Source organism: Microbacterium sp. K27, from assembly GCF_004794435.1.
Classification (GTDB): Bacteria; Actinomycetota; Actinomycetes; order Actinomycetales; family Microbacteriaceae; genus Microbacterium; species Microbacterium maritypicum_A.
In genome coordinates, this window is record NZ_SSDK01000020.1 from 1 (window position 1) to 16,560 (window position 16,560).

The window sequence follows — 16,560 nt, forward strand, 5'->3', positions numbered from 1 at the left end:
GACTGCGGTGCCTGCGAGCCGGTGTGCCCGGTCGAGGCGATCTTCTACGAAGACGACCTGCCCGACGAGTGGCAGGACTACTACAAGGCCAACGTCGAGTTCTTCGACGAGCTCGGGTCGCCGGGAGGCGCCGCGAAGACGGGGATGCTCGCCTTCGATCACCCGATCATCGCCGCGCTCGCACCACAGGGGGAACACGCATGACCAACGCCGAACCGCGCATCGCCGTCGTCGGCGCGGGGCCCGCGGGCATCTACGCGGCCGACATCCTGCTCGACCGGGTGCCGACCGCATCGATCGACCTGTTCGAGAAGCTCCCGGCACCGTATGGTCTCGTCCGCTACGGCGTCGCGCCCGACCATCCCCGCATCCGCAAGATCACGGATGCCCTGCACGAGGTGCTCGTGAACCCGCGCATCCGGCTGCGGTGCAACGTCGAGGTCGGCGTGGACATCGGGATCGACGAGCTGCGTGCCGCGTACGACGGAGTGATCGTGGCCACGGGGGCCGACCTCGATGTCGCTCTCGACATCCCGGGCATCGACCTGCCCGGCTCGTTCGGCGCGGCCGACTTCGTCGCCTGGTACGACGGGCACCCCGATGCGCCGCGCACCTGGCCGCTCGCCGCCGAGGCGGTCGCGGTGCTCGGCGCCGGCAATGTGGCGCTCGACGTGACGAGGATCCTCGCCAAGCATGCGTCGGCGCTGACCCACACCGACACCCCGGATGCCGTGCTCGACCAGCTCGCTGCCAGCCCGCTGCGCGACGTGCACCTGTTCGCCCGTCGGGGCCCGGCCGACGTGCGTTTCTCGGCCATGGAGCTGCGCGAGCTCGCCGAGCAGGACGACGTCGATGTGATCGTCGACCCGCACGACCTCGCCCTCGACGAGCACGCCGAGCGGATGGTGGCGCAGTTCTCGCAGCGCCGTATCGTCGTGCGCACCATGACCGAATGGGCAGCCCTCGATCCCGCGAGCCGCACCGCCTCGCGCCGCATCCACCTGCACCTGCGGCAGCGTCCGGTGCGCGTGCTCGGCACGGACGCGGTCACCGGTATCGAGATGGAACGCACCGCATCCGACGAGCTGGGCCGCATGGTCGGCACGGGGGAGCTGCTGCGCTATGACGTCGGAGCCGTCTATCGCGCAGTGGGCTACCGCTCGACACCTGTTCCCGGGGTGCCGTTCGACGCCGCTCTCGGCGTCGTGCCGCACGTCGAGGGTCGCGTCGTCGATGCGGACGGAGCGCCGATCCCGCGACTGTACGCGACCGGTTGGATCAAGCGCGGCCCGGTCGGGCTGATCGGGTCGACCAAGTCGGATGCCGCGCAGACGATCGGCCACGTCGTCGACGACCTCGATGCGATCGAGCGCGAGGCGCGCGACATCGATCCGATCGCCCATCTCTCGCAGGCGGTCGACCTCGACGGCTGGCTGCGCATAGACGCCGCCGAGCGCGGGGCCGGAGCGGAGCGCGGTCGCGAGCGGACGAAGCTCGTCGAGCGTGATGAGATGCTGGCACATGCGAAGCAGCAGCAGATGATGGAGGCAGGTCGATGACCGCGACACCCGTACCCACGCCGATCGGCGAGGCGCTCAAAGCCGCCTTCCGCACCCACCCGGCGGGAGTCGCGATCATCACCGCGAGCACCCCGGAAGGGCCGGTCGGTCTCACCGCGTCCAGCGTCGCCTCGGTGGCGGTCGATCCCGCGGCGATCGTGTTCTCGGTGACCCGTGCCACCGGTTCTGCAGGAGCGATCCTCGGTGCCGACACCTTCGTGGTGCACCTCATCGACGACGAGCACTCCGATCTCGCCCAGAGCTTCGCGGTCAGCGGGTCCGAGCGGTTCACGCCCGAGCAGGGATGGGCCACGCTGCCGACCGGCGAACCGCACCTCCCCGAGGCCAGGGTGGCCCTGCGCTGTCGTCCGATCCAGACGGTCGCCGTCGGTTCGTCGACCGTGGTCATCGCTGAGGTCATCGAGGTGCTGCCTGGTGTCTCCGGGCGCCCTCTGGTCTACATCGATCGCCGTTTCCACGCACTTCCACACGACAACAACCACTGAAAGGAAGACGTCATGACCACGCTCTACACACTCCCCGAGCTGCCGTACGACTACTCGGCCCTCGAGCCGCACATCTCGGGCAAGATCATGGAGCTGCACCACTCCAAGCACCACCAGGCCTACGTCACGGGGGCGAACACCGCACTCGAGCAGCTCGCCGCCGCCCGCAGCGCGGGTGACCTCGCGAACGTGAACAAGCTCGAGAAGGACCTCGCCTTCAACCTCGGCGGCCACATCAACCACTCGGTGTTCTGGCAGAACCTCTCGCCCGAGGGCGGCGGAGCACCCGAGGGTGAGCTCGAGGCCGCACTGGTCGATGCCTTCGGATCGATCGACGCCTTCCGCGCCCACTTCACCGCGACCGCACTCGGTGTGCAGGGATCCGGTTGGGCCGTGCTCGCCTGGGACAGCGTGGGCGCGCGTCCCGTGATCTTCCAGCTGTTCGACCAGCAGGGCAACGCGCCGCTCGGCGTCACCCCGCTGCTGCAGCTCGACGTCTGGGAGCACGCCTACTACCTCGACTACCTCAACGTGCGCGCCGACTACGTCAAGGCGTTCTGGAACCTCGTGAACTGGCCCGATGTGCAGCGCCGCTTCGAGGCCGCCCGCACGGCGACGAAGGGTCTCATCGTCGCGAGCTGACCCGCGTCGCCGGTCACGCGAGGGAGAGGAACAGCTTCTCCAGTTCGGCCATCGACACTCCACGGGTGTCGGTGGCCGCTTGCGTCTCCGCCTCGGGCTCGGTCACGCAGTCCTTCATGGCGGAGGCGATGATCTGGAAACCCGCCTTGTCGAGAGCCGAGGTGACGGCGGCGAGCTGTGTGACCACCGCCCGGCAGTCGCCACCCTCTTCGACCGCGGCGATGACGGCGCCGAGCTGTCCTCGGGCTCGCTTGAGACGGTTGGCGATCCTGCGCTGGGTGTCGGCGTCTGCGGATGACATGGTCGCTCCCTGGGTGTCGGCTGGACTCCCCACTATACCCCCGGGGGTATAGTGGGGACCGATACCCACGGGGGTATCGGTGAGGAGACGATGAAAATGTGCCGAGCGGTCCGTTGCAAGACCTGCGGCAAGACGACCTGGGCGGGGTGCGGTCAGCACGTCGACGCCGTGCGGCGAACGGTGCCTGCCGCGCAGTGGTGTTCCGGACACCCGAAGGAGCAGGCGCAGGGCGGCTTCTTCTCGCGGATGTTCCGGCGATGACCACGGTGCAACCGCTCACCGTGGTCATCGTCGGTGGGGTCGCCGGGGGCATGTCCGCCGCCGCGCGCCTGCGCCGCCTCGACGAGCACGCGCAGATCATGGTGTTCGAACGAGGGCCCGAGGTCTCGTACGCGAACTGCGGCTTGCCCTATTACGTCGGAGGGGTGATCGCGGAACGCGAATCGCTGCTCCTGCAGACGCCGGAATCTCTGCGCAGCCGCTTCCGACTCGATGTGCGTGTGCGTCACGATGTCACGCGAATCGACACTGCGCAGAAGCTCGTCGAGGTCATGGACATCGACTCGGGGCGCCGCTTCACACAGAGCTACGACAGGCTGATCCTCGCCACCGGCGCGCGCCCCCGTCTGAACGAGCCCTCCTCGGGCATCCGTACGCGCAGTCTGCGGACGGTCGAAGACGCGGATGCGATCGACGCCGCGCTCTCGCGGGCGGGCGTTCCGGTGGTGGTGGTCGGCGGCGGCTACACGGGCCTGGAAGCGGTCGAGAACCTCGTCGCTCGCGGCGCATCCGTGACGCTGGTGCAGCGGGGATCCCACCTCCTCTCCCCGCTCGATGCGGAGATGGCCGCACCGATCACCGCCGAGGTCCGCGCGCACGGCGTCGATGTGCGCCTCGGTGTCGAGGTCGTGCGTGCCGTATCCGGGCGGGTCACGCTGAGTGATGGGGCATCCGTCCCCGCCGAACTCGTGATCGATGCCTCCGGAGTCGTACCGGAGACGGCGCTCGACGAAGGTGCCGGCATCCGGCTCGGTGAGACCGGCGGCATCGCGGTCGATTCGATGTGCCGCACGAACGCCCCCGACGTGTTCGCGGTGGGCGACGGCGTCGAGAAGTTCGACCTCGTGGGCGGCGACACGGCTCTCATCACGATGGCCGGCCTCGCGAACCGACATGGACGCATGGTGGCCAACCTCATCGCGGGGAGGACGGAGACGGCGCGCCCCGCGCTCGGCACCGGGATCGTTCGCGTGTTCGGGGTCGACGCAGCGAAGGTGGGCTGGAGTGAACGGCAGCTCCGGGCCGCAGGACGTGACTTCTACGTCGTGCATGTGCATCCCGGATCCCACGCCGGCTACTACCCCGGCGCCGAGACGCTGTCCATGAAGATGCTCGCCGACCCGGCCTCCGACGTGATCCTCGGTGTGCAGGTGGTGGGGCGAGACGGTGTCGACAAGCGGATCGATGTGGTGGCGACCGCCATGCAGGCCGGCATCACGGCCGCCGGGCTCGCGAATCTCGAACTCGCCTACGCCCCGCAGTTCGGCTCGGCGAAGGACGCGGTCAACATCCTCGGCTACGTCGCCGAGAACACCCGCTCCGGCACGACTCCGACCATCCAATGGCATGAACTCGCTGAGGAGCAGCGTGGGGGAGCGACACTGATCGACGTGCGCTCGACGGCCGAGCATGCTGCCGGCGCGATTCCCGGCGCCGTCAACGTGCCGCTCGACGAGCTCAGAGAACGGCTCGACGAGGTTTCCGATGGACCCGTCATCGTGCACTGCCAGGTCGGATTGCGTGGGCACATCGCCACGCGGATCCTCCGGCAGCGAGGCGTGGACGCGCGCAACCTCGACGGCGGCTATCGCACCTGGCGCGACGCCACCCTGGTCGAACGCTAGAGCAGGCGGGAGGTGGTCCCGCGCACGTTCAGCTCGTAGGGCAGCGCCGACGGGATGTGCACGGCGTCGGGGGTGGCGAGCTTCGCCAGCACGGCATCGGCTGCCCGCTCGCCCTGTCCGAGCGGGAACTGATCGACCGTGGTCAGGCGGAAGAACTCGCCGAGTTCATGCCCGTCGATGCCGACGATCGACAGCTCCTCGGGAACGCTGAAGCCCAGGTCTCGGGCCGCGAGAAGTGCGCCGATGGCCATCTCGTCCGAGGCCGCGAACACGGCGGTCGGGCGGGGGCCCGGGCGGCCGAGCAGCTGCTTCGCCGCCCGGTAGCCGCCCTCGACCGTGAAGTCGGCGGGCTCGAGGAAGGCATGGTTGAGGGGGATGCCCGCCTTCGCCAGCGCCTTCTCGAACCCCAGGCGGCGGTTGGTCGGGATGTGGAAGTCGATGTCGAACTCCGGGTTCGCCCCGATGTGCGCGATATCGGTGTGGCCCAGGCTGATCAGATGCTCGGTGGCAAGTTGCGCGACCGCGACATCGTCGACGGTGAGGGTGTCGAGCTTCGGGTTCGGACCGCCGATCGCGATCACAGGAAGTCCGAGGTCGAGCAGATACTGCGTCTCGTCCTCGTCGAGCTCGATCGACACCGCGATCACGGCGTCGACGCGCTGTCGGCGCAGGAAGGTGTCGAACACGTGCCGACGTACGTCCTTGTCGGCAGTGATGTTGTACAGCGTGATGTCATAGCCCTCGCGCATGAGCGCGGCGGAGACGCCGGAGAGCACGGTGCTGAAGAACCACCGGTCGAGGAAGGGCACGATCACCCCGACGTTGCGGGTGCGCCCCGAGGCCAGGCTCGACGCCCGCGACGAGACGACATAGCCGAGCGACTGCGCCGCGGCCTGCACCCTCTCCTTCGCGGACTCCGATACGTGACCGCGTCCGCTCAGTGCGCGGGAGACGGTCGCGGTGGAGACTCCGGCGAGCCGGGCGACCTCATCGATGCTGGCCATGTGTTCCTCTGTCGAAAGTGCTCCGGTCGCGATTCCTGCCGGTTCACGCGGGCGTGAGCGACAGGAATCGCGACCGGAAGGGCGTGTCAGGCCTGCGTCGCTGTGGCGTACCAGACGGCGGTGTCGACCGGGATCGACGCGCCTTCGAACGGCTGGCTCTGCAGCATCACGAAGGCGTCGGCCGGCAGCTCGATCGGCGCCGTGCCGAGGTTCGCGACGACGTGCACGTCACCACGTCGGAAGGCGACCGCGTCGGGCCCGGCGTCTTCCCAGACCAGCGAGCCGCTGCCGAAGCCGTGCTCGCGGCGCGCGGCCAGCAGACGCTTGTACAGCGCGAGCGTCGATGCGGGATCGACCTCTTCGACGTCGCGGGCGTAGGCCGCCCAGTCTGCGGGCTGCGGGAGCCACGAGAGACCGGTGTCGTTGAATCCGAAGGCCGGAGCCTCGGCCTCCCAGGGCAGGGGCACGCGGCATCCGTCACGACCGTAGCGCTCGCCGTTCGTGCGGAACCAGGTCGGGTCCTGACGGTACTCGTCCGGGATCTCCATGGCCTCGGGCAGGCCGAGCTCTTCGCCCTGGTACAGGTACGACGAACCGGGCAGTGCCAGCATCAGCGTGGTCGCGGCGCGGGCGCGGGCCAGGCCGATCGCGGTGTCGGGCTTGCTCGGGGTGTTCGGGCCGATGCCCTCGCCCTGGGGGTTGTCCGCCGTCAGCGCGAGGCGCGAGGCGTGGCGCACCACATCGTGGTTCGAGAGCACCCAGGTGCTCGGGGCGCCGACCGCGCCGAAGTCGTCGAGCGACTCCCGGATGACGTCGCCGAGGGCCTTCGCGTTCCACGGCGTCATCAGGTACGGGAAGTTGAACGTCTGGTGCATCTCGTCCGGACGCACCCACAGGGCCGTCTGCTTGAGCGTCGGCATCCAGGCCTCGCCGCACAGGGCGCGGTCGCCGTCGTACTCGGCGAGCACCTTGTGCCAGTCGCGGTAGATGTCGTGCACGCCGTCCTGGCCCCAGTACGGCACGTTCGACTCGCCGCCGCCCATGGAGTCGGCATCGCTCGGGGGCGTGTAGTCGGGCAGGCCCTCGGCCTTGATCATGCCGTGGGCCACGTCGACGCGGAACCCGTCGACACCGCGGTCGAGCCAGAAGCGCAGGATGGAGCGGAACTCCTCGCGCACCTCTTCGTTGGTCCAGTCGAAGTCGGGCTGGGTGGCGTCGAAGATGTGCAGGTACCACTGGCCCGGCGTGCCGTCGGCCTCGACGACGCGCTCCCACATGCCGCCGCCGAACACGGATTCCCAGTTGTTCGGCGGGAGCTCGCCGTTCTCGCCCTTGCCGTCGCGGAAGATGTAGCGCGCGCGCTCGGGGCTGCCAGGGCCGGCCTTCAACGCCTGCTGGAACCAGACGTGCTGGTCGGACGAGTGGTTCGGCACCAGGTCGACCACCACGCGGATGTTGCGGGCATGGGCGGCCTCGAGCATGTCGTCGAAGTCGGCCAGCGTGCCGAACAGCGGGTCGACGTCGCGGTAGTCGGCCACGTCGTAACCCGCGTCGCGCTGCGGGCTGGTCATGAACGGGCTCAGCCAGATCGCGTCGACGCCGAGCTCCTGCAGCGCATCGAGTCGGCTGGTGATGCCCGGCAGGTCGCCGATGCCGTCACCCGAGGCGTCCGCGAAGGATCGGGGGTAGATCTGGTAGATGACGGCGCTGCGCCACCACTCGGAACCGGGGGCTGCGATCTGCTCAAGCTGTGCCATGGGAACAGGCTAGTGCAAACGCTTACATTCATGCCAGAGCGGGGATCGAATCGGTTCGGTGCCGCGGATTCCGCCGGTGGAGGCCGTGCCACTTGCATGACGGTCGGCCATTCGCATGATCGTCCAGCGTCCGTGGTCAGGCATCCGTCGCGGTCTCCTGCCGGTGTCGCCGGCGGTGCGATCGCAGGCGGGGAGTAGGGTGAGGCATCCGATGAGTGGAGGCTGTCATGGTTCCCGAGATCAACTACTGGGCGGTCCTGCTGGCCACCGCGTCGAGCATGCTCGTCGGCTCGGTCTGGTATGCCCCGAAGGTGTTCGGCACGCGCTGGTCGAAGCTCGCGAACGTCGACATGGATCGTCCTGCGGCCACAGCGGCCTGGCCGATCATCACCACGGTCATCGTGAGCTTCATCACGGCCTGGGTGCTCGCCGGCGCCTCGTCGATCGCGTGGCACTTCTACGGCGGATCGTACTTCTGGGGCGCCGTCGTCACCGCTGTCACGCTGTGGGCGGGGTTCACGGCCGCCCGTTTCATCACGCACGACGCGTTCGAGGGGCGCTCGACCCGACTCACCACACTGAACATCGCGCACGAGCTGGTCACGGTCGTCGTCATGGCGATCATCATCGGCGTCTGGCCGCCGGCGCTCGCCTGACGTACCGCTCCGCCTCCCGGGGGACCGGCGAACCGGTAGCCGGGTCGGTTCGGAGGACTCGCCGATCGGAGAGCCATCTCTAGACCTTCGCCGCTTCCGCGAGCGCATGCGGGGTGCGAGGCTCGTTGGGTGACCTGCCGGTCACCCGCGTGCTGCGGACCCGCGCGCGGTTCAGACCGAGGGGTCTCGATGTCCGGATCTTCGCGCCGACCGGCGCCCTGGGCGGTCGCCGCCGCGCTCGTCGCCGCAGTTGTGCTGGTGGGCGCGGCTCCTGCCGCGTGGGGCGCCATGCGCCCGTCGGATGACCAGGCATCCGGCGCGAGTGGCCTGGATCCCTCGCAGTCCGTCGCGCTGGCCTACGAGTTCCTGGATACGCGCGTCGACCAGTTCTGCGATGGAGCCGGACACTGTCTGCCGCGCAGCTACGAGGGCGGATTCTTCACCACTCCGAGCTGGGACTTCACCCCCTCGTTCGTCTACGACGATGCGCTCGTGATCATCGCGTACACCGCCAGGGGGCTTCCGGACGACCTCCGTCGCGCGCGGGCGATCGGCGACACCCTGCTCTTCGTGCAGGAGAACGACCCGATCGGCGACGGCCGCACACGGGCGTCGTACGAACCGCACGGGATCCGCGAGGGGCGGGTGGAGATCACCGGCCCCGGCAGCTTCACCGGGAACCAGGCGTGGGTCGGATTGGCTCTCGCGCGTCTCGCGCACGCCACCGGAGATTCGCGGTACCTCGACGGGGCGCTGCGGGTGGGCCAGTGGATCCAGGACAACACGGCCGACATGGTCCGAGCCCCGTACGGGTACACCGGGGGTCAGCTCGAGGACGGCACGTCGCTGACCTGGAAGTCCACCGAGCACAACAGCGACGTCTCGGGGTTCTTCGCGCAATTGGCTCAGCTCACCGGCGACCCCGTGTGGTCCGAGCGGGCAGCGGTCGCCGCCGACTTCGTCGCGGCCATGCAGAGTGCGGACGGCCACGTCGACACCGGCACGGGCCTCGACGGTTCGACCATCAACACCCGTCCCATTCCGCTGGATGCGCAGACGTGGAGTTCACTCGCCACCGGCGACCCGCGCTACGGCGCCGGGCTGGACTGGACGCTCGCGAACCTGATCGCCACCGACGGCCCGTACACGGGCCCCTCGATCAGCGAGGTCGATGTGTCGAAGGCCTGGTTCGAGGGGAGCGGACACCTCGCGCTCGCCCTCACGCTCCGCGACGGCCCGGGAGACGCCGACCGGGCCGAGACGTTGCTGAGCAGCATCCGTCTGGCGCAGCGCGATGCTCCGAACGGTGACGGCAAGGGGATCGTCGCGACCTCGAACGACGGTCTCGACTCGGGTTTCGGCGACCTCTACTACGCCAGCCTGCACACGGGCGCGACGGCCTGGTACCTGCTCGCGGCGGCGGGGGACAATCCGTTCACCCTGCCTGCCGACTGACCTGCCGACTGACCTGACGGCGGACCGGCCTGACGGCGGACCGGCCTGAGGTTATGCGGCGACGCGGGCGACCGCGGCGATGGCGCTCGTGAAGAAGTCGAGTCCGTCGATGCCGCTGCGCATGGCGACAGCGGTGTCGGGGCCGAAGCCCGCCTCGGTGGCGTGCTCGGGGTGCGGCATGAGCCCGACCACGTTGCCCGCCTCGTTGGTGAGACCGGCGATGTCGCGGAGCGATCCGTTCGGGTTGACTCCGGCGTAGCGGAAGGCCACGAGCCCCTCGCCCTCGATACGGTCGAGGGTCTGCTCGTCGGCGATGTAGCCGCCGTCGGCGTTCTTGAGTGGGATCACGATCTCCTGGCCGGTGCGGAACGCATTGGTCCACGCGGTGTCGGAGTTCTCGACCGTGAGCTTCTGGTCGCGACGCACGAAGTGCTGGTGGTTGTTGCGGATCAGGCCGCCGGGCAGCAGGTGCGCCTCGACGAGCATCTGGAAGCCGTTGCAGATGCCGAGCACGGGCATTCCCTTCGCGGCGGCATCCTTGACCTCGCTCATGATCGGCGAGAGCGCGGCGATCGCGCCGGCGCGCAGGTAATCGCCGTAGCTGAAGCCACCGGGGAGGACGAGCGCGTCGACGCCCTCGAGGTCGTGCGAGCCGTGCCACAGGGCGACCGGCTCTGCGCCGGCGATGCGCACGGCGCGCTGGGCGTCGCGGTCGTCGAGCGAGCCGGGGAAGGTGATGACGCCGATGCGGACGGTCACTCCGCGACCTCGATGCCGACGACGTCCTCGATCACGGAGTTGGAGAGCACCTCGTCGGCGATGCGCCGGGCCTCGGCGAGAACCTCGTCGGTGACCTCGCCTTCGACGGTGAGCTCGAAGCGCTTGCCGATGCGGACGTCGGTGAAGCCCTCGACGCCGAGGCGGGCGAAGGCGCCGGAGACGGCCTTCCCCTGCGGGTCGAGCAGTTCGGGCTTGGGCATGACGTCGACGACGATGGTGGGCATGACGGCTCCAAGAGTCGCGGGCGGACGGGCGCATCCAGTCTACTGCCCCCGGCTCACTCGCCCACTCGCCCCCTCGCTCCTCCGCCCCCTCGGTGCCGAGTGCACGACATCTCGCCGAGTGCACGGCCCGCGTGCGGGGGGATGCCGTGCGCTCGCCGAGTACCCGTGCGCTCGACGAGCAGTGCGTGTGCGTGGGTGTGGGGGCGTGAGGGAGTGGGGGGGTGGGGGTTATGCGGAGTGGAAGACGGTGTGCAGGTCGCCGACCGCCTCGCGGCCGCCGAGACCGTCGATCTCGAACAGCACCGAGATGCCGATGACATGGCTGCCGAGGCGCTCGACGAGCTCGCGTCCGGCCGCGAGGGTCCCTCCGGTGGCGAGCACATCGTCGATCAGCAGCACGCGGGATCCGGCGGGCAGGTCGTCGTGCATCTCGATCGTGGCGGTGCCGTACTCGAGGGCGTAGTCGACGGATGCCGCGGGGCGCGGCAGCTTGCCGGCCTTGCGGATCGGGATGAGTCCGACGCCTGCGGCGATGGCGGCAGCGCTGGCGAGGATGAAGCCGCGCGCCTCGATGCCCGCGATCACGTCGAACTGGCCGGCGAAGGGTTCGATGATCGCCTCGGTCGTCACGCGGAGGGCCTCGGCGTCGGCGAGGAGTGGCGTGATGTCGCGGAAGATGATGCCCGGTTGCGGGTAGTCCGGCACGTTGCGGATCAGGGCTTCGGCGCGGACGAGGGCAGGGGAGAGCGTGGCTTCGGGCACTGCCCAAGGGTACCCCGCGGCGGCTGGGTTGACACCGTGGGAGCGCTCCCATAGAGTGACTGCTCAGTTCGTGGGAGCGCTCCCACAACGTCTCGACGCACCACACACCGCACGACCACCACAAAGGAGTGAACTGTGAACACACGTGCCCGCAACCGGATCCTCGTGACTGCCGCCGTGGCATCCGTCTCCGCTCTCGCCCTCGCCGGCTGCTCCGGCAGCACCGGCGATTCCACGGAGGGGAGCGCTGACGAAGAGGTCACGCTGACCGTCACCACGTTCGGCACCTTCGGCTACGAAGATCTCTACAAGGAGTACGAGAAGGCTCACCCGAACGTCACGATCGAGGCGACCAACATCGACACCGGCGGCAACGCCCGCACCGATGCGTTCACCAAGATCGCCGCCGGCTCCGGCCTCAGCGACATCGTCGCGGTCGAAGAGGGCTGGCTCGGCGCGATCATGGACGTCTCCGACACCTTCGTCGACCTGCGCGACTACGGCATCGAGGACCGCAAGGACGACTGGGTCGACTGGAAGTACGGCCAGGCGACCGACGCCGAAGGCCGCGTCATCGGCTACGGCACCGACATCGGCCCGAGCGGCATCTGCTACAACGGCGCCGCATTCGAGGCGGCCGGGCTCCCGAGCGACCGCGAGTCGGTGGCCGAGCTCCTCAACGGCGACTGGGAGAACTACTTCCAGGTGGGCGCCGACTACACCGCGAAGACCGGCAAGGCCTGGTACGACCACTCCGGCTTCGTCTGGAACGCCATGGTGAACCAGCTCGACGAGGGCTACTACACGACCGACGGCGAGCTGAACGTCGAAGACAACGCCGAGCTCAAGGAGCGCTTCGAGCTGCTGGGCGCCGCGACCGAGGGCGGCCAGTCCGCCGCGCAGACCGCGTGGGACTGGAACGGCGGCAAGTCGTTCGTCGACGGCACCTTCGCGACCTTCGTGTGCCCGGGCTGGATGCTCGGTGTCGTGCAGGGTCAGGTCGAAGCCGGTGGCGGCGACGCGTCGACAGGATGGGACTTCGCCGACGTGTTCCCTGGAGGAGCGGCGAACTGGGGCGGCGCGTTCCTGTCGATCCCCGAGACCTCGCAGCACAAGAAGGCGGCCGCCGAGCTGGCCGACTGGCTGACGCAGCCCGAGCAGCAGGTCAAGCAGTCCGCCGCCGCGGGCAACTTCCCCTCGACGATCAAGGCGCAGGAGACGCTCGCCGCGGATGCGACGCCGAACGCGTTCTTCAACGACGCGCCGACCGGGGCGATCCTCGCCGAGCGTGCCAAGGGCGTCGTCGCCCAGTTCAAGGGTGCCGATGACTCGGTGATCCAGGAGAACGTCTTCGGTCCGGCGCTCAGCAGCCTCGACCGCGGCGACACCGACACCCAGGGCGCCTGGGACCAGGCCATCGGTCTGCTGAACGACCTCGTCGGCTGACATCCCCCTTCCGGTCGCAGTTCCCGCCGTCGCCACCCCGCGGCCGGCGGCAGGAACTGCGACCGGAACTCCTCGGAACCCCGGGACAAGGACACCCCATGACACTCACCGCCCCGCCCGCGGAACAGCAGCGCGCGGCATCCCCCGCGAAGGATGCCGCACCGAAACGCTCCTGGCGCCACCGTGTCTCACGGTTCGACCAGAACGCCTCGCCGTACTTCTACATCTCGCCGTTCTTCCTGCTGTTCGGGCTGGTCGGCCTGTTCCCGCTGCTCTACACGGTCTGGGTGGCGGTGCACGAGTGGGACCTGCTCAAGGGCGAAGGCGAGTTCGTCGGGGTCGGCAACTTCGTCGAGATCCTCGGCGACGCGATGTTCTGGAACTCGATCGGCAACACCCTGAGCATCTTCCTGCTCTCCGCGATCCCGCAGCTGGCCGTGGCCCTCGTGATCGCCTACCTCCTCGACCGGGGCCTGCGCGCCCCGACGTTCTGGCGCATGAGCGTGCTGATCCCGTTCGTGGTCACCCCGGTCGCGGTCGCCATCATCTTCTCGAGCATCTTCAACGAGGCCGACGGTCTGGCCAACAACCTGCTCAACCTCATCGGCATCGCGGACCAGGAGTGGAAGCACAACACCGCGCTGTCGCACATCGCGATCGCCGTCATGGTGAACTTCCGCTGGACGGGGTACAACGCCCTCATCCTGCTGGCCGCGATGCAGGCCGTGCCGCGTGACCTCTACGAGTCGGCGGCCCTCGACGGGGCCGGCGCCGCGCGCCGCTTCTTCTCGATCACCATCCCCACGATCCGTCCCACCCTGATCTTCGTCATCATCACGGCGACGATCGGCGGGCTGCAGATCTTCGCCGAGCCGCGCCTGTTCGACGTGTCGACCGCCGGCGGCATCGGCGGCAGCGACCGGCAGTTCCAGACCACCGTGCTGTTCCTCTGGGAACTGGCGTTCTTCCGTCGCAACCTCGGAGAGGCATCGGCCGTCGCCATCCTGCTGTTCCTGCTGATCGTCGGGATCGGCGTGATCAACTTCCTCATCTCCCGACGGATCTCCACCGGAGACGGCCCGAAGAATCGTGCGGCCCGCCGCCGCGCGCACACCACCGACGCGGCCGCGACCGCGGCGGCTGCTGGAACGACGATCGCCGCCACGACCGAGGAGAACGCGCGATGACCGCCACGCAGGCGCTGAGCGTCCCCGAGAAGATCCGCCGTCGCCGGAGTGCATCATCCGGCACCGCCGGGATCGGCAGCCGCCCCGGCTTCCTCACATACGGGCTCCTGGCCGCGTTCATCATCGGCAGCGTGTATCCGCTGTGGTGGTCGGTCGTCGTCGCGAGCGGCACGAACGCCACCCGCGGTGAGACGCTGCCGCTGATCCCCGGGGGCAACTTCTTCACGAACGCGGCCAAGGTCTTCGACGCGATCCCGTTCTGGCTGGCGCTGGGCAACTCGTTCCTCATCTCCGGCATCATCACGCTCTCGGTCGTCACCTTCTCCACGCTCGCGGGCTACGCCTTCGCCAAGCTCCGGTTCCAGGGCCGCGACGGGCTGATGATCTTCGTGATCGCGACGATGGCGATCCCGACGCAGCTGGGCATCATCCCCCTGTTCATGCTGATGCGCGAACTCGGCTGGACCGGTTCGATCGGTGCGGTCATCGTGCCGACACTCGTCACCGCGTTCGGCGTCTTCTTCATGCGGCAGTACCTGGTCGATGTGATCCCGGACGAGCTGATCGAGGCCGCCCGTATGGACGGCGCCAACCAGTTCCGCACCTTCCTGACCGTCGGACTCCCCGCAGCCCGCCCCGCCATGGCTATCCTCGGACTCTTCACCTTCATGACGGCGTGGACCGACTACCTGTGGCCGCTGATCGTGCTCTCCCCGCAGAACCCGACCCTGCAGACGGCGCTCAGCCAGCTGCAGTCGGGCTACTACATCGACTACTCGATCGTGCTCGCCGGCGCGGTGCTCGCGACCCTCCCGCTGCTCGTGCTCTTCGTGGTCGCCGGTCGGCAGCTGGTCAGTGGCATCATGGCTGGCGCGGTGAAAGGATGACCCCTATGACCCGCTCCTTCCCCGAGAACTTCCTGTTCGGCGCCGCGACCGCGGCGTACCAGATCGAGGGGGCGGCGTTCGAGGACGGGCGCACGGCCTCGATCTGGGACGCGTTCTCGCGCGAGCCGGGCGCGGTGATCGGGGCCGAGAACGGCGACGTCGCCTGCGATCATTACCACCGCTACCCGCAGGACGTCGCGCTCATGACGCAGCTCGGGCTGCAGACGTACCGCTTCTCGACCTCGTGGTCACGGGTGCGTCCGGACGGTGGAGCCGTCAACGCGGCGGGAGTGGACTTCTACGAGCGCCTGGTCGACGAGCTGCTCGCCGCCGACATCCTGCCCTGGTTGACGCTGTACCACTGGGACATGCCGCAGGCCCTGCAGGAGGCCGGTGGCTGGACGAACCGCGACACGGTCGATCGCTTCCTGGAGTACGCCGGCACCATGCACGACGCGCTCGGCGACCGGGTGAACGTGTGGACCACGTTGAATGAGCCGTGGTGCTCGTCGTTCCTCTCGTACACTGCCGGCGAGCATGCGCCCGGGCACACCAGCATCGCGGAGGGGCTGCTCGCCTCGCACCACCTGCTTCTCGCACACGGCACGACCGTGCAGGAGTTCCGCAGACGCGACGCCTCGCTCAACCTCGGCATCACCCTGAACCACACGGTCGCCGACCCCGCAGACCCGCAGAATCCGGCCGATGTCGATGCGGCTCGTCGCGTGGACGGACAGTTCAACCGCTGGTTCCTCGACCCGATCTACTGCGGCAGCTACCCCGCCGACATCGTCGAAGACATCCGCGCGGTCGATGCCGACGCGGTCGCGCAGTTCGAGGCGGCCGTGCAGGACGGCGACCTCCAGCTGATCTCGCAGCACATCGACACGCAGGGGGTGAACTACTACCACGGCGACCTCGTATCGGGCACTGCTCCGGCTGAGGGGCCGGTCTCCGCGGAGCCCGAGACCGGGCGCGTGCGGCGCAGCCCCTACCCGTCGAGCGACGGCATCCACGCGGTCGAGCGGGGGTTGCCCCGCACCGCGCAGAACTGGGAGGTGCAGCCCGAGGGTCTCACCCGTGTGCTGCAGCGGATCTGGAACGAGTACGCCGAGCCCGCGGGCACCGTGCTCTACATGACCGAGAACGGGGCGGCCTACGACGATGCCGTGGCGGTCGAAGACGGCGAGACGCGCGTGCACGACGCCGAGCGCACCGAGTTCCTTCGCCTGCACCTGGGCGCGGTGCTCGATGCCGCCGAGGCGGGTGTCGATGTGCGCGGCTACTTCTACTGGTCGCTGTTCGACAACTTCGAATGGGCGTGGGGATACGACAAGCGGTTCGGCATCGTACGCGTCGACTACGACACCCAGGAGCGCACGCTCAAGGACTCGGGTCGGGAGTACGCCCGCATCATCGCGGCCCGGGCGCTCTGACCCCGCTGACCGCCCCTCGAGTCGCGCGAATGGCCGTATCTGCGGCCGAGAAGC

At 68.9% G+C, this 16,560-nt stretch carries 17 protein-coding genes; 11 read left to right on the top strand and 6 right to left on the bottom strand.

Annotation, left to right across the window (positions count from 1 at the left end; genetic code table 11):
- The 4 genes from DW307_RS00520 to DW307_RS00535 form a co-directional block, all read left to right on the top strand.
- Positions 1–204: 4Fe-4S dicluster domain-containing protein (locus DW307_RS00520; protein ID WP_168440960.1), on the top strand; the 204-nt coding region annotated here is incomplete at its 5' end.
- Entirely contained in the window at positions 201–1,559 is a 1,359-nt protein-coding gene (locus DW307_RS00525; protein WP_136023642.1) for an FAD-dependent oxidoreductase, read from the top strand. The genes DW307_RS00520 and DW307_RS00525, both read left to right, overlap by 4 nt.
- A complete protein-coding gene (locus tag DW307_RS00530; protein WP_136023643.1) occupies positions 1,556–2,065 on the top strand; it encodes a flavin reductase family protein in 510 nt (169 codons plus the stop codon). The genes DW307_RS00525 and DW307_RS00530 overlap by 4 nt, the downstream gene beginning before the upstream one ends.
- Before the next feature lie 12 nt (positions 2,066–2,077).
- Complete coding sequence (locus DW307_RS00535) at positions 2,078–2,707, top strand: superoxide dismutase (protein ID WP_029258808.1); 630 nt, start codon at positions 2,078–2,080, stop codon at positions 2,705–2,707.
- A gap of 13 nt (positions 2,708–2,720) precedes the next feature.
- On the opposite strand, the gene DW307_RS00540 is transcribed toward DW307_RS00535, so the two are convergent.
- The gene (locus DW307_RS00540; protein WP_136023644.1) at positions 2,721–3,008 is read right to left on the bottom strand and encodes a metal-sensitive transcriptional regulator; all 288 of its coding nucleotides are present in this window, start codon (positions 3,006–3,008) and stop codon (positions 2,721–2,723) included.
- 257 nt (positions 3,009–3,265) lie between these two features.
- Here DW307_RS00540 and DW307_RS00545 point away from each other — a divergent pair, with 257 nt between their 5' ends.
- A complete protein-coding gene (locus DW307_RS00545; protein WP_136023645.1) occupies positions 3,266–4,912 on the top strand; it encodes an FAD-dependent oxidoreductase in 1,647 nt (548 codons plus the stop codon).
- Here the strand turns inward: DW307_RS00545 and DW307_RS00550 are convergent.
- Positions 4,909–5,916 (bottom strand): LacI family DNA-binding transcriptional regulator, encoded by a 1,008-nt coding sequence (locus DW307_RS00550; RefSeq protein WP_021199243.1) that lies wholly within the window; start codon positions 5,914–5,916, stop codon positions 4,909–4,911. The genes DW307_RS00545 and DW307_RS00550 overlap by 4 nt on opposite strands.
- 86 nt (positions 5,917–6,002) lie before the next feature.
- Positions 6,003–7,673, bottom strand: a complete 1,671-nt coding sequence (locus tag DW307_RS00555; RefSeq protein ID WP_136023646.1) for a glycoside hydrolase family 13 protein — start codon at positions 7,671–7,673, stop codon at positions 6,003–6,005.
- A gap of 227 nt (positions 7,674–7,900) precedes the next feature.
- Here DW307_RS00555 and DW307_RS00560 point away from each other — a divergent pair, with 227 nt between their 5' ends.
- Positions 7,901–8,329: a DUF1761 domain-containing protein gene (locus DW307_RS00560; protein WP_021199241.1), complete on the top strand. Its 429-nt coding sequence runs from the start codon at positions 7,901–7,903 to the stop codon at positions 8,327–8,329.
- A 189-nt stretch (positions 8,330–8,518) separates the two neighbouring features.
- A complete protein-coding gene (locus tag DW307_RS00565) occupies positions 8,519–9,784 on the top strand; it encodes a hypothetical protein (protein ID WP_136023647.1) in 1,266 nt (421 codons plus the stop codon).
- 51 nt (positions 9,785–9,835) lie between these two features.
- On the opposite strand, the gene purQ is transcribed toward DW307_RS00565, so the two are convergent.
- From purQ to DW307_RS00580, 3 genes are all read right to left on the bottom strand, one after another.
- On the bottom strand, positions 9,836–10,543 hold the full coding sequence (purQ, locus tag DW307_RS00570) for a phosphoribosylformylglycinamidine synthase subunit PurQ (RefSeq protein WP_029266853.1): 708 nt from the start codon (positions 10,541–10,543) through the stop codon (positions 9,836–9,838).
- The gene (purS, locus tag DW307_RS00575; RefSeq protein WP_017204254.1) at positions 10,540–10,788 is read right to left on the bottom strand and encodes a phosphoribosylformylglycinamidine synthase subunit PurS; all 249 of its coding nucleotides are present in this window, start codon (positions 10,786–10,788) and stop codon (positions 10,540–10,542) included. Before purS ends, purQ begins: the two co-directional genes overlap by 4 nt.
- A 228-nt stretch (positions 10,789–11,016) precedes the next feature.
- The gene (locus DW307_RS00580; protein ID WP_021199238.1) at positions 11,017–11,550 is read right to left on the bottom strand and encodes an adenine phosphoribosyltransferase; all 534 of its coding nucleotides are present in this window, start codon (positions 11,548–11,550) and stop codon (positions 11,017–11,019) included.
- Positions 11,551–11,685: 135 nt separating this feature from the next.
- On the opposite strand from DW307_RS00580, the gene DW307_RS00585 reads away from it, so the two are divergent.
- The 4 genes from DW307_RS00585 to DW307_RS00600 all read left to right on the top strand — a co-directional run bounded on the left by DW307_RS00585 (position 11,686) and on the right by DW307_RS00600 (position 16,506).
- Positions 11,686–12,996 carry an ABC transporter substrate-binding protein gene (locus tag DW307_RS00585; RefSeq protein WP_029266855.1) on the top strand — a complete coding sequence of 437 codons (1,311 nt, stop codon included), beginning with the start codon at positions 11,686–11,688 and terminating at the stop codon, positions 12,994–12,996.
- A gap of 98 nt (positions 12,997–13,094) precedes the next feature.
- Positions 13,095–14,183, top strand: a complete 1,089-nt coding sequence (locus DW307_RS00590) for a carbohydrate ABC transporter permease (protein ID WP_136023648.1) — start codon at positions 13,095–13,097, stop codon at positions 14,181–14,183.
- Positions 14,180–15,070: a carbohydrate ABC transporter permease gene (locus DW307_RS00595; protein WP_136023649.1), complete on the top strand. Its 891-nt coding sequence runs from the start codon at positions 14,180–14,182 to the stop codon at positions 15,068–15,070. The genes DW307_RS00590 and DW307_RS00595 overlap by 4 nt, the downstream gene beginning before the upstream one ends.
- 5 nt (positions 15,071–15,075) lie before the next feature.
- Positions 15,076–16,506 (top strand): GH1 family beta-glucosidase, encoded by a 1,431-nt coding sequence (locus tag DW307_RS00600; RefSeq protein ID WP_205810300.1) that lies wholly within the window; start codon positions 15,076–15,078, stop codon positions 16,504–16,506.
- The last annotated feature ends 54 nt before the right edge of the window (positions 16,507–16,560 follow it).

Bases quoted from the DNA above. Each gene is read 5' to 3' on its own strand.
- DW307_RS00525 (WP_136023642.1), top strand. From the start codon at position 201: ATGACCAACGCCGAACCGCGCATCGCCGTCGTCGGCGCGGGGCCCGCG.
- DW307_RS00530 (WP_136023643.1), top strand. From the start codon at position 1,556: ATGACCGCGACACCCGTACCCACGCCGATCGGCGAGGCGCTCAAAGCC.
- DW307_RS00535 (WP_029258808.1), top strand. From the start codon at position 2,078: ATGACCACGCTCTACACACTCCCCGAGCTGCCGTACGACTACTCGGCC.
- DW307_RS00540 (WP_136023644.1), bottom strand. From the start codon at position 3,008: ATGTCATCCGCAGACGCCGACACCCAGCGCAGGATCGCCAACCGTCTC.
- DW307_RS00545 (WP_136023645.1), top strand. From the start codon at position 3,266: ATGACCACGGTGCAACCGCTCACCGTGGTCATCGTCGGTGGGGTCGCC.
- DW307_RS00550 (WP_021199243.1), bottom strand. From the start codon at position 5,916: ATGGCCAGCATCGATGAGGTCGCCCGGCTCGCCGGAGTCTCCACCGCG.
- DW307_RS00555 (WP_136023646.1), bottom strand. From the start codon at position 7,673: ATGGCACAGCTTGAGCAGATCGCAGCCCCCGGTTCCGAGTGGTGGCGC.
- DW307_RS00560 (WP_021199241.1), top strand. From the start codon at position 7,901: ATGGTTCCCGAGATCAACTACTGGGCGGTCCTGCTGGCCACCGCGTCG.
- DW307_RS00565 (WP_136023647.1), top strand. From the start codon at position 8,519: ATGTCCGGATCTTCGCGCCGACCGGCGCCCTGGGCGGTCGCCGCCGCG.
- purS (WP_017204254.1), bottom strand. From the start codon at position 10,788: ATGCCCACCATCGTCGTCGACGTCATGCCCAAGCCCGAACTGCTCGAC.
- DW307_RS00590 (WP_136023648.1), top strand. From the start codon at position 13,095: ATGACACTCACCGCCCCGCCCGCGGAACAGCAGCGCGCGGCATCCCCC.
- DW307_RS00595 (WP_136023649.1), top strand. From the start codon at position 14,180: ATGACCGCCACGCAGGCGCTGAGCGTCCCCGAGAAGATCCGCCGTCGC.
- DW307_RS00600 (WP_205810300.1), top strand. From the start codon at position 15,076: ATGACCCGCTCCTTCCCCGAGAACTTCCTGTTCGGCGCCGCGACCGCG.